We start from the raw sequence: 13,174 nt of genomic DNA, 5'->3' as shown, positions 1-13,174 counted from the left end.
CATATGCTGAGTTATCTAGTTATACTTCCATTGCTAAGTAATTCTGAGCAGAGTACAAAAAGCGGATAAATCCTGGGGATCAATCCAAAATCTAAAACCCAAAATCCCAAATCGGTTGTCTAAGTTCCCTGTAAACGCTGATAGATTGCCAGTAAATTGAGTTGTAGGTCTTTGGCAACGCGACGCTCAATAATTCCTACTGGCATAGTCAGTTTAGGCCAAACTTTGACTGTGTAGCAGAGATTAGTTCCTATTTGTTGACCCAGAGAACATGGTTCTAAGCACCAGCTACCAGAGAAATCTTTAAAATCACCCTCTACCATCCGGAAAGTGATTTCTTTGGGAAAGCGTTCCTCAAGATCGAGAACTACACGTGCAGAAAAATTCATGCGTAAAAAGCGTTGAGAACCTATTTGTTCCAAGCGTATACCACCGTTGGGGTGTTTTAGCAAGCGACTTTGGGCTAAGTTAGGGATAAAGTCGGCTAAAGCTTCATAATTGGTGAGTACTTCCCAAACTTGTTTCACTGGTTGGGGGATTTGAATTTTCGCGGTAATTTGTCGCTGTCGCTCAGTGATATTCTCGATTTGAATAGCCACAGCCTGCAAATCATTCGTCTCTAGGTTGGTTTCGTCTTCAATGGCGATGAAGTCGAGTTCTTCTGGTGTGTATTTTTCTTCAGTCACTTTCAGAGTAGGTTTGATCTTGGTCAGAAAATTGGGGCAGATTCAAGGTAAAACAGATTTTGCTGAGATCTGTATTCTCAATTGGAGTACTTTCCACAGCGATTTCCCCACTCAAATGCTGCACTAAGGATTTTACCAGAGCAAGTCCTAAGCCAGTGCCAGGAGTCCATCTTCCTCTACCGCGACGGAATGCATCAAATATATAGGTGGCTTCTGCTTGTGAGATGCCATGTCCGACGTTGGTTATTTTAATAATAACCCGATCAACCTGTTGAATTACTTGATGTGTGGCTTCTAGTTGGATGATGGTATCTTGTTGTGAGAATTTAACCGCATTAGTTACAAGTTCTTGCAAAATGCGGTCAAAACTTTCTAGTTCAGTTTGCAGTTCTAGGGATGCTTCCGGTAACTCATAAGAAATATTTAATCCTTTTTCTAGCAGTTTTTTCTCAAAAGATGCTGATATCTCTTGGATTCTGCGATTTAAGTCTAGGGTGGCAAATTGGGGAGGTTCTTGATGAGTGTCTAGTTTTTGGAGTGTCAATAGGTCATTGATTAAGTTTATTTCTTTGGTACACTCTTCCTCCAGAATATCTAGATATCTAGTTTGTTGTTCGGGAGATCTTCCTGGTTGACGCAGCATCCGTAAAGCCATACGCATATTTGTCAAAGGATAGCGCAAGCGATCGCTCATGTTACTTAAAAACTCATCTTTGAGTTGGTTAAGTTCTCGCAATTGCTCAACATATTGCTTTGTTCTTTCATAGAGTTTAGCTTGAACGTCTAGACTGCGCTGTAACTGGGATGTACGCTCATCCACTAACATTTGTACTTGCCGTAGTGTTTGTGTTTGAATGATGGCATTGCTGAGTTGAGCGCAGACCATTTCTACCATGTTGATTTCTGCTGTCTCCCAATAACGGGGTTGGGTTTGCTGTAGTGCCAAAAATCCCAAAATTTTGCCTTGATTCTCCAATCGCATCAAGAGCATTGCAGGCAGTTTTTCTAAAATAAACGCTTGGGCGATTGTGGAGGTATCCTTGCGCCGATCTCCGGTATCATTAATAATTACAGGCTTGCCAGATTCTGCTGTAAAAGCACGCCGACTAATACCACAATCGCAAAGCCAGTATGAATAGTCTGGGCTGTCTTTTTGATCAATATAAAAATCTTCTGGTTGTCTAGACCATTCACCAATAACTGTAGCTTTTGCTTTCGGGATTTGTTTTTTGCGTAGATTTCTAAATAGGGGATCAGCATATTTCAGTAATATAATCAAACCCCGGTCGGCTTCTAGAGCTTCAGCAGTAGAAGCGATCGCTACCTGAAGCATCTGATTAATCTCCAAGTTGCTACGACCGAGGATTGTCAATTGCTTGATCAGGTTTTGATGCTTGCCACAAGTTTTTATATATTGTTGTTGTGAAGCGATTTGCTGTGCTTGTGCTACCTGTTCTAGAGCGATCGCACAGACTGACTCTAGCGATCGCAGCAAATATTTTTCCGAATCACTCCAATCATGTACCTGGGACTTAATTAAGTTAATAACACCGTTCTTTTTGTTTACGAAACGGGTAGTAATTGCCAGAACCGATTTAATTGGTATTGGCAATTGTTGACATCCTATTTTCAGACTATTTTGAATTGTGGCAATGTCTTCTATCGTTGGTTCAGAAGCGCATTGCACTACTGGTAAATCCAATTGCTCTAATGAGAATATTTCATCTGGAGATGAATTTAAATACTCTTGGGGACACCAATTTGCAATAAATTCTTCACTACCAGTCACCTCTTTATGTGCAGTCACTAAGCAGCAGCAATCTACTTTAAATGTCACTCCTAGTAATTGAGCAATGTCTTGTAGCATCATTGCTGGTGTTGAGCGATTGGCAATGATGTAATTGATTTTTTGTGCTAACTGGAGGGCTGCTTCTTCCTCTTGCTGCATTAGATTGACCGGGTAGTGTGTGAGTCTATCTATTTCATCTAGGCGTTGTGGCAACGAACACAAACGCTTGCTTATTTTTGGTACGCTTTTGGATATTGAACCCATTTTCTTTGTACCCAACCTCCTGCCATATTCCTGATTCCTTTGTAAGGCTGCACCCTGCGATTGAATGATTCATCTTAAAATATTGTCTTCTAAACTTTCTCTCACCTGTTATAGCCCTTTTATATTGGAGATGGTGAAATCTCTTTATATCAAAAACCTTGAGTAATAAAATACATAAAAATTTAGTTTAGTCACACAAGCAAATATAATTACAGATTCTTACACAGTTATTTTGTTGCTAATATTTACTTAGACTACCTTGTTTCTCAGTATACATAAACCGTATTTTTCCTAGACTTACAACAAAGATATAGTAAGCTTCCTACGCATTAATACTGATATTTTGCCATGAAAACGTAATATTTATTTTATATTTTCTAGATGTACAGCTTACTTTTCACCAGATCAAACATCAACAAATATAATTAAAGTAGGGGGTTTAGCAAACTTTTTGATAACTAAACAAGAGCAGCAAAAAATATTTACTGAAATCTAGTTACTTTACTCCTTTTCTTTAGAATCATTTAATCTTTATGCTGATGTTTTATATCTGTCAAGTGTAGTCAAACCCCCTGTGGTAGAAAACACCGAGCCTTTAAGTAGTTTCAACAAACTATTAAATTCTTTATTTAGTAGCACCCGTCTCCGTTGATTCGGTGAAATTGGATAATTTATTTTTTGGAGTTCCCTAAATGTAAATCTATTTATATTATCAGAACAATATTGCGACCTAATTGAGATTGCTGCAAGATAGAAGCTACTTATCTTGACGATGCTGAATAGCAATCAATAGTGAGAACCGTGAAGTTGTAAAATTTTTGTTAAATTGGCGAACATCTATATTAATAAATAGTGTCTCCGTTTGATTTAGCAAGGTACTTAGCATGACGGCAACAACTTCCAAAGCAACTTCAGCGCTTCCCCATTTTTGCGAAGGAATTCAATATTTTGGGGAAACGTTACCGGAATTTGAAACTTATGGTGCAAATCCAGTCATAGAGTCAGCCAAAGAAGCGATCGCCAATCCAGAAGAACCAGCAGCAGTATACCAAACCTTGCTAGCTGCGGATGCTTTGCGTTATCTGACACTGCAAGTTACTGGAAGTAAAGCTTCTGGACACCCTGGTGGTTTCGCTTCTCAAGCGGAAGCTTATGCAGCTTTGGTCATGCTCGGTTACAAAAATATTATTACGGAAGTGGGACACCACGCCCCCGGATTTTATAGTGCCATGTTCTTGGATCGCTCTTTAGAAGACATGGGCATTTATACAGTCCAACAATTACGCGATCGCTTCCGAGAAAAGCATGGACTGTTAGGACACCTGTCTGGTTATATTCCTGGCATTCTTGCACCAGCAGGCCCTTTGGGACAAGGGCAACATTTTGCAATGGCGGCTGCATTATTAAATAAAGACAAGCTGTTTCCGTTCACCATTGGCGATGGAGGACTGGGTGAGCCTTATATTATGAGTTCTATGGCTCATTTCCACACCGCTTATCCTGGTGTAACTAACTTTTTGCCAGTGTTGGTGTGGAACGGTTACAGCCAAGAACACCATAGTATGGTGTCTCTTAAAACCAATGAACAAATGATGGCATACTGGCATGGTAATGGCTTTGAAGAAGTCGTGTTAGTAGATGCCAAAGACTTTGATGACAAAGAACAACCAGGAAATTACGTAGATAGTACCGCCTTTTCTTTTGCCCAACGTCTAGCTTTTACCAAAGCAGTACTTTTAGGTATAGATGAAGCGGCGCGATCGGCTTTGAGTGGTAAGTTAACTGTGTTTATCATTAAGCAACTCAAAGGCGCAGGCGTCCATGCGCGGGGTGCAAAATCTCATAACCTGTATCCAAAAGACACGCTGGATGCACCCCATATTATCAACGCACTCAAAGAACGCGCCTTACCTGTTCAAGCTTGGCAAATCGTACGGACAAACTGCGAACGCGCGGGTGGAGGCCCAGCAGCAAAAACAGTAGTTACCGAATTTGAATATCCTTTGCCAGATTTAGGCGAATTGCCTTTAGAAGAGTATGCTGTGGGTGGCGATCCGAAAGTTTCCACAACAGCCATGGGACGTTTGGTCGCAAAAGTTGGACAAATCGATGAAAACTTTTTGGTTACTAACGCCGACGGGAATGAAGCATCAGGTATTGGTAATATTAACCAAGCCTTAAAAATTATTCACCCCACAACAGATGACTTATACAACCAAGCACCAGGTGGACAAGTTTACGAACCTTTGAGTGAAGATGCTTGTGCTGGTTTAGCTGCGGGTATGTCGTTGATGGGTGCTAGAAGTTTGTGGTGTTCCTACGAATCTTTTGCGATTAACGGTTTACCAATTTGGCAAACTGTCATCCAAGCAATGGCAGAATTGCGACGTCCGACTCCCTCGACAATTACATTATTCACCGCCGGTGCTTTAGAACAAGGGCGCAATGGTTGGACTCACCAACGTCCAGAAATTGAAGCTTACTTTGCGGCGATGATGCGAAATGGTAATGTTTTCCCCTTGTTTCCCCCCGATGCTAACAGTATTCAAGTTTGTTATGACTGGGCTTTGAGAACCAAAAATAAGGGAGTTGTCATCACTGCGAGTAAATCACCATTACCAATTCGCACTACTTTTAATATGACTCGTCATGGGTTACAAGATGGTGCGGTGGTATTGCAAGATGTCGCTGGAGATCAGCAAGTAGTGTTTGCTGTAATTGGCGATATGACATTAATTCCCGTGTTTGAAGCAGCAGCTTTCTTAGAAACAGAAGGTATTGGGGTGAAGATAGTTTCTATTATTAACCCCCGTCGTTTATATCGTCCCCATGATACAGGTTGGGATACCTGCACCGAACCCGAAGGTGATTTTATCAATGATGAAAAATTTGCCGAAATCTTTGCTGGTGACGCGTTAATTGGTGTTACCGGAGGTGCGGCGGCGATGTTAGAACCTGTGATGCTGCGGAGTAACTGCAAGCGCGATACCTTCGCATGGAGACGTGGAGAAACAACAGCAAGTGCAGGTGAGTTGATGGCGTTTAATGGTTTGACAGCAGAAGCGTTGACGAAAAGAGCAATTGAATTAGTGCATTGAGTGATCGGGGATTGGGGAAGGTAGGGGTCCCCTCTGCCTCTGGGGGTAAGGGGTAATGGGGATTGGGGATTGGGGATTGGGGATTGGGGAGAGAATAAACAGCAATTCCCGTTCCCCGTTCCCCAATCCCCGATCACTCCCTTAATGCATACCCTACTCCACGCACTGTATGAATTAAGCGTTTTTCGTTGTTTTCTTCTAGTTTCAGACGCAAGTAACGCACATAGACTTCAATAATATTAGAATCACCCATAAAGTCATAACCCCATACTTTTTCTAAAATTTGGTCTCTAGTAAAAACCTGACGGGGATGACTGAGGAGATATTCTAATAAATCAAATTCTTTCGCTGTTAAATCAATTGTACGTTGATCTCGGAAAACTTCACGAGTGCGACGATTGAGTTTCAAATCTTCAAACTGCAACAAATCTTCATCTGTTTCTTGGGTGCGACGAAGATGAGCGCGAATTCTAGCTAGTAATTCTTCAATACTAAAAGGCTTAACTACATAGTCATCAGCACCCGCATCTAAACCAGCTACGCGATCGCTCACTTCATCTTTTGCTGTCAACAAAATCATCGGTATTGAACTACCTGTTGCTCGCAAACGCCGACAGATTTCCACACCTGATAATCCTGGTAGCATCCAATCGAGAATTGCTAAATCTGGTGATGACTCTCGCGCCAGTGTCAATCCAGTTATACCATCATGTGCCACACTTACCTGATAGCCTTCACTAGTTAGTTCCAATTCAACAAATCTGGCTAATTTAACTTCATCTTCAACTAACAGGATGTGTGCTGTCATATTTTTATTCTTAAAAGATGAGAGTTTTGATCATGGTTTGCTTATTTCATATATTGAATAATGCGATCGCCAACTCGCAAAGCATTAGCAATAATAGTTAAACTAAATGACCCTTCTTACACCTCTACACTTCTTTTTTTAGTCCCCTTGCTCAGAGTTTCCTGCTCCCCTGCTTACATAGTGATTGGCTATTTTTTTATTTGAAAGTCCCTCATAGCTGGGATCGTGAGTTCCTAGCAGCTTGTCCCAGAAGGTAAAATATAGCCCGTAATGTACTCTGTACTTATGATGATGTATCGCGTGATGTGTCGAACCAATGAAGCACTTTCCAAGCCATTGGGGGAAAAACCAAAATCGTGAGGTAAACAGTTCAAATCCCACATGAGTCAACACAGCCCATACTGTCATAGTCATGAGGACAGCAATTAAGGTAATGAAGTGAAGTGGAATCAGGAAAACTATCCCTACAAAGAAAAGACCTTGTATGACAGCTTCTGGTAGGTCGAAGGCGAAGGATGTCCAAGGTGTTGGATCTCCTGATCGATGATGACCATAGTGTAGCCACTTGAAGAATAAAGGGTGGTGAAACCCTCGATGAATAAAGTAAAAATACGCATCTTGGATGATAAGTACTGCAACAAAACTGACCGCCAAATACCACAGTCCATACTCATTTACAGAAGTGTACAAAAGCGTTACTCCCGAATCATATGCTGACATAATGAATGCGGCGCAAAGTCCAAAAAATACCGCGGAGAGAACCGACAGTTCAATATCCTGTCGAATTGACTTCCATACTATAGGTTTGAGGTGTAACCTCCGCTTCACGAAAGGCTTACCCATAACCGAATAAAAGAACCAATATGCTCCTCCAGCGATGAGGAAGTATCGGACTATAATAATTCCGAAAAATGCTAACCAATAAAACCCGAATTTATGTAGGATGAAGAACAAATTTTGCACTAATTTTCAGTTTATTTACAGATTGAAGCGTAACAGTTGTACATTATTCCTGGCTTCTATCGCAAGCAGTGTTATCTTATTTAGCTTTTTGATCTGTGCTAAGTAGCCCTGACTGAACTGCGTACACCAGGGTGAATAAAAATATGACTCTTCTTACACCCCCTACACCCTTACACCCCTAGATCTATTTTCAAGTCAGGTCGGCACAAATAAAGCTAACTCGTGAGGGTCGTCATTTTTCATTGGTAAGGGTTTCAGCGATTTTATATTTCTCTACACAGTGATGTTTATTTTCGCCTACTGACTTAGATAAATATTGAGTAATTGGGTGATACCTTAGTTTTCTTTGTTGTCTTTTTATGATTTTTTATTCTCAGTATAGTTACGTGGTACTACTATAGCCTATCTAAGGATTCTGGTGTAACTTAAACAAATTAAGTAAAACTCTTAGATTTTTATCCGTAATATTTCTGACATATATTTTCAATTAATTCAGTAAAATAACGGTTAAGTAAGTCATCATTATATTTGTTCCCTGTTCCCTGACTCAACTAATAAGTTCATAAACCAAACTGGATTCCTATAGATATGATTCTGAACAAGTAATTTCAGGAATTAAATTTGATTACTGTATCTATCCCAATTTGTATTCATTCAAAATGGGATAATCCTCACTTACAGATGCAACTCACTAATGACTAAATGAAGTCATCTTAGGAACAATAGCTATGTCAAAACAAGAAGTGATTAGACTATTTAGAAATGCTCAAACTAATCCTAATCTGAGGAAAGTCCTTAATTCGGCATTGAACCTAGAAGCTTTTGTACAAATAGCGCATCAACACGGCTATAATTTTACGGTTGAAGAATGGCAAAAAGCTACTGGCTTAGTCATAGAAAATTCAGACTCTCAGGTTTATGAAAATCAAGGCACTTGATATATACACAGGTGACTATTGAGAGATCCTCGACTTTGCAGAATTTGTCGGGGGTCTTGTCTCTCACGAATAATTTTAGAATGCTATATAGCAATACGCTTGGTGTTAAGCTCACAATTTTTTGTAGAGGAGAGACGCGTAGCAAGATCCCACAGGGTAATTTCGCGTCTGGTACACACCAATTTTCTGTACTAAAAATCCTTAACACCAACCGTATTGTGCTATATAGTGAATTCTAATTAATAAGAGCTAATTAATTTATAACGGTGATTTCACCTTTTTTATTAATTTTAACTGGTGTATTAGGAAAATCATTGGCAATCAAATAGCGGACAAGTTTTACAGTTCGCAATTGCTTATCAATATAGGGAATTCCCTGGCGATTCATATGTATAGGAATAATTTTACCTCCCACTAAATCCCCTTGGAAATTTAACTTTACTTCTAAAATCATTGAGTAGCCAGTCTCATTTCTAGTAGATAAAGTTCGGTATCCTAAAAAGTTTCCTAAAGAGTAAGCAATCAATTTTCCTTTATAAATCTCCATGGCTCTGGGAACATGGGGACCATGGCCAAGAACTAAATTTGCTCCCGCATCAATCATTGTGTGAGCAAACTTTACCGCATTACCTCTATTTTCTCCGTAGAAGGTTTCTGTTTGATTTTTTACTCGTAATGCTTTTGTTCCCTCTGCTCCGACGTGCATTGATACAATTACAATATCCGCACGTTTTTTCGCTTGTTGTACCAGATTTTTGGCTGTTTGGAAATCGTGAATGGAGTTGTAACGTTCATAGGGTGCAAACCCGATCATTGCAACTGGAATATTTTTAGCTTGCAGTAAAAGTATTTGATTTTTATGACCTAGTGTTTCAATCCCAACAGCAGAGAGATTCTTAATCGTATCTGCAAACCCCACTAAACCAAAATCCATAGCATGATTGTTAGCGATATTGAATACATCAAAGCCGACATCAGCAAACAACTGAGCATAGGAAGGTGGAGATCGAAACGCGAACATCTGTCCACGACTGATGTCTTTGGTAGTGTATGGATAGTTAGTTAAGCTGGTTTCAAAGTTACCAAATAAGATATCAGCTTTTTTTAAGTTTGCTCTTACCGACTTTGGGATTAATTGGTTGCGATCGCGTGCCAATCTGTAGTTAGGAAAATTCGTACCAGGAATAACATCGCCAACTGCTTGAATGGTAATAGTGTCTGTATAGCTAGGCTCTTTGATCAGTGGAGGTGAATTTGGCTCTGGGAGATATTCACTGGGTAGGTTGTTTGTATCTGTAGCTTGCGATCGCTTAGAACGAATACCCAATCCAATACCAATTCCTACACAAAAACATACACCAATGAAAGCCAAAGAAAGCAATTTTACCCCTGATCGTGGATTAGCCATGTTCGCATTCCTCACACTTTGAGATTAGTCTACTCGATCAGTGAATGCGATCAATATTGATTCTGCTGTGGTTTTCACAAAATTTGGTGATACCGTTTCTGTGCAATCCTGAAATAAAGATACAGATCCTCGACTTCATTAAAGAAGTTGGAGATTTTGAGTAGTGATCATAAGTAAGTAATTACTCAGTTGCAAGTCTTTAATTATTTCAAATATCTCAGTCTTGATCTCAGTAATGGCTACGGTTGAATGTAATTAAGTTGAATGAGACGAAGCGAGCAGACAAATACATCGATAAGTTTAATTCTACTTGGCGTTGATCCAAAGATGAGAAAAAGGTTGATTATGAAAAGGAAGATGCTGATCAAACAAGATGCAGAATTGACAGAAAATAGTAAAGAAAATATTGGAACACCACTACAAACAGACTGCTGGATATATCGGATTGTAGTAAGCGCATTAGCATTAACTTTAATATCTTCTATTGGTGGTGCAGTTTGGCTAAAATCTCAGGATAAAGATATTCCCGAAATTTTGATTGCTTTGGGTACAGGATCATTAGGTGGTTTGGCGGGATTCTTAGCGCCGACACCAGCTAAAAAATAACTGCTTCTAAATGAAGTTGACTTTCTTGGCAATTTCCATTATTTTTAACCACTTTGACAATAACTGGTTCTTTGACTTCAAGACTCATAGAATTGATTTTTGCTAGTACAGTTGAGCGAGAAGGTTGTTTGGATGAAGACAGAGCTTGAATAAAAGCTTGAGTTGCATTATAACTAGTACCAGTCAACCAAGTAACAGGCTGTTTACATTTTTTTTCAGATTCTTTGTACGATTTATTTATACTTGGTACAACTAAAATCAAATCTTTTATGAATACATTTTCTGCTAGAATATCTGGATAATTAAAAGAACCTGCTCCTAATATTAGCATTTTTTTGGGTTGATTAGTCAGATTATTGCTAGCACGATATATTTCAATTGCTACAGAAGTGAAATTGATATCTGGGAACAACATCAGTGCATCAGCACTCTCTTGTTGACTACGTAATACTTCGGCTTCTGGATTCAACATAGGATTATTCAAATTTACTTTTCGGATAATGCTGATTCCATGATTAAAAAGTAATTTTTCTAGATTGGAAGCTATATTTTTACCATAGGTATCATCGGGATTGTAGAAAATATTAACTCGCTTAAGTTTCTTATATATGAGATACTCAGTCATCTTTTCAGCAAACTTTTGAGCAGTAGCAGTTGTTCTATGAAAAAACTTACCTTTGAGCAAATCGCTAGCACTAGAGGGAGATATCATGGCTAGACCAGCTTTTTCATAAATTGGTAGTGCTGACATACTAGCTGTGCTATTTTGATGTCCAATCACTCCCATAACATTTGAATTTATCACTAGCCTGCGGGCAATTTTTGCAGCTTGAATTGGCTCAGTGTCATCATTAGCAATAATAATTTTCAAGAGCCGAGCATTAGATTTATTACGTTTTTTATTAAAATTTTCTTGTGCTTGTGCTACTCCTCTTAAAAGTTCTAGAGAAGTTATTTTGCGAGTATAGCCTGATGTCACAACTGCTAGAGTTAGAGGATTACCTTGTTGATTTGCTCGTGCATTGTTATAGTAAATTTTCACTACCGGGTCGTCAGGATTAGCTTTTAGAGCTTTTTGGAATAATTCAATAGATTTTGCATAATTCTTTTGTTCAAAAGCTTCTATACCTAGTATTCGATTATAGTTTTGAGAAAAATCACCAAATAAATTCCGCTCTCCTTCACTAAATCGTTCTGGCTCTGCTAGTTGTAAAGATGAAGAATAATAATCAAAAATTAAATCAGTAATTTCTTTTCGTAATCCAACAACTGTCCCAACTACAAACATGAGGGTAGCTACCAAACCTAAAGCAAAGCGCTGCTGAGATCGTCTTTGTAATTCTTGACTAGCATTTAAGAATTGATAATCGCGATCGCTTAAACTTTTATCTTTTGCCCATTGCCATGCATATTGTAATGCTTTACCACGCAAAAGTTTTGACTTGTCTTGACAATTGGAATCTAACCATGCATTAAGTTTAATCGCGTAAGGACGTTGCTGTGCTAATATCTGATTAACCCAAGATTTGTCAAAAATAGCTTTATAAATACGGTTGTAAATCCTTAATTTCCCCTCACATTTAACAACTAACCCCGACAGCCGCAATTTTAATTGTTCTTGACTTTTATCCGCTTTTATTTCATCCTGTTGTAAAATTTGCTGATACAAACACAATAGCTGTACAACAGGTTGCTCATTACAGAGAATGCGATCGCGTATCGTTCGCAAATGTTGTGGTTCATCATTTCCTTCCCAGTTACTAATGATTTGGGATTGCACAATTTTTTCTACACATTCCACCTCATGTCCAACGGGAATAGGTGATTGACAATCGACAATTAATTTGCATAGCTTTTGAGTCAGAAAAGGTTGTCCACCTGTCCAGTACAAAACCTCTTTGAGTACAGCTTGCGGATTTTCTACGTGATTTTGTAATCCTGCTACTAAAGGTACTGTTTCTGCTAACTCAAAGCCAGTAAGTTCAATTGCTTGACCAATATTAAATGGTGTGCGATTTTTATCACTAATCAAATCTGAAGGTGTCGCAACACCCAAGAGTGCAAAAGTCAAACGTCTATATTCTGGTTTTTCTGTTCGTAGATTATCTAATGCTCGAATCACGGCAAAAAAATCATCTTTAAAATTTAAGCTGAGGAGTCTATCAATTTCATCAATAAAAATTACTATATTGCCGAATATTTTCTTTAAAAGTACGTCTTCAATAAACTCTATCCAACACTGAACACAAGAAAACTGCTCGCGTTCTTGCCACCAAATTCGCCAGTTAAAATCTTCTGATATCTTAAAACTACTAACAAGTCTTCTGATTAAACCTTTATACCATTTCTGAGCAGTAACTCCTTCTTCCAAAATTAAAGTAGTGTCAATTGCTGCACAGACTATACCTTCTTGTTGCAGCCTATGCATAGTTTGCACTTTGAGTGAAGATTTTCCCATCTGTCGGGAGTTCAATATATAACAAAACTTCCTTACTTTCAATGCATGATAAAGTTCTTGATCTGCCTTGCGCCTGACATAAGTAGGAGCATCAACAGGTAAACTAGACCCAACTTGATAAATAAAACTGGGTTGAATATTCATTGTTCACCTAAA

General features: G+C 38.9%; 9 protein-coding genes. 3 read left to right on the top strand and 6 right to left on the bottom strand.

The annotated features are described in order from the left end of the window. Positions 1-119 precede the first annotated feature (119 nt). Both AC5JMK_RS06120 and AC5JMK_RS06115 read right to left on the bottom strand, forming a co-directional pair. Entirely contained in the window at positions 120-686 is a 567-nt protein-coding gene (locus tag AC5JMK_RS06120; protein WP_096672810.1) for an SRPBCC family protein, read from the bottom strand. After that, a complete protein-coding gene (locus tag AC5JMK_RS06115) occupies positions 679-2,739 on the bottom strand; it encodes a GAF domain-containing sensor histidine kinase (protein WP_495909656.1) in 2,061 nt (686 codons plus the stop codon). Before AC5JMK_RS06115 ends, AC5JMK_RS06120 begins: the two co-directional genes overlap by 8 nt. 884 nt (positions 2,740-3,623) lie before the next feature. Between AC5JMK_RS06115 and AC5JMK_RS06110 the strand changes: the two genes are divergently transcribed. Further along, positions 3,624-5,837 (top strand): phosphoketolase family protein, encoded by a 2,214-nt coding sequence (locus AC5JMK_RS06110; protein WP_495909655.1) that lies wholly within the window; start codon positions 3,624-3,626, stop codon positions 5,835-5,837. 133 nt (positions 5,838-5,970) lie between these two features. Here AC5JMK_RS06110 and AC5JMK_RS06105 read toward each other — a convergent pair whose 3' ends face one another. Next, a complete protein-coding gene (locus AC5JMK_RS06105) occupies positions 5,971-6,645 on the bottom strand; it encodes a response regulator transcription factor (RefSeq protein ID WP_096672805.1) in 675 nt (224 codons plus the stop codon). Positions 6,646-6,783: 138 nt separating this feature from the next. After that, on the bottom strand, positions 6,784-7,608 hold the full coding sequence (locus tag AC5JMK_RS06100) for a sterol desaturase family protein (protein ID WP_096672803.1): 825 nt from the start codon (positions 7,606-7,608) through the stop codon (positions 6,784-6,786). A gap of 728 nt (positions 7,609-8,336) precedes the next feature. Between AC5JMK_RS06100 and AC5JMK_RS06095 the strand changes: the two genes are divergently transcribed. Then, complete coding sequence (locus AC5JMK_RS06095) at positions 8,337-8,546, top strand: Nif11-like leader peptide family natural product precursor (protein ID WP_096672801.1); 210 nt, start codon at positions 8,337-8,339, stop codon at positions 8,544-8,546. 253 nt (positions 8,547-8,799) lie between these two features. On the opposite strand, the gene AC5JMK_RS06090 is transcribed toward AC5JMK_RS06095, so the two are convergent. Next, positions 8,800-9,954, bottom strand: a complete 1,155-nt coding sequence (locus tag AC5JMK_RS06090) for a CapA family protein (RefSeq protein ID WP_096672799.1) — start codon at positions 9,952-9,954, stop codon at positions 8,800-8,802. Positions 9,955-10,299: 345 nt separating this feature from the next. Between AC5JMK_RS06090 and AC5JMK_RS06085 the strand changes: the two genes are divergently transcribed. After that, the gene (locus tag AC5JMK_RS06085; protein WP_495909654.1) at positions 10,300-10,560 is read left to right on the top strand and encodes a hypothetical protein; all 261 of its coding nucleotides are present in this window, start codon (positions 10,300-10,302) and stop codon (positions 10,558-10,560) included. Here the strand turns inward: AC5JMK_RS06085 and AC5JMK_RS06080 are convergent. Then, positions 10,550-13,162 (bottom strand): AAA-like domain-containing protein, encoded by a 2,613-nt coding sequence (locus AC5JMK_RS06080; protein ID WP_096672795.1) that lies wholly within the window; start codon positions 13,160-13,162, stop codon positions 10,550-10,552. The two genes, AC5JMK_RS06085 and AC5JMK_RS06080, sit on opposite strands and share 11 nt — an antisense overlap. Positions 13,163-13,174 lie beyond the last annotated feature (12 nt).

This window comes from Pelatocladus sp. (assembly GCF_059505505.1).
Note: the sequence above shows the minus strand (reverse complement) of the source record. Positions and strands in the feature narration are given on the sequence as shown.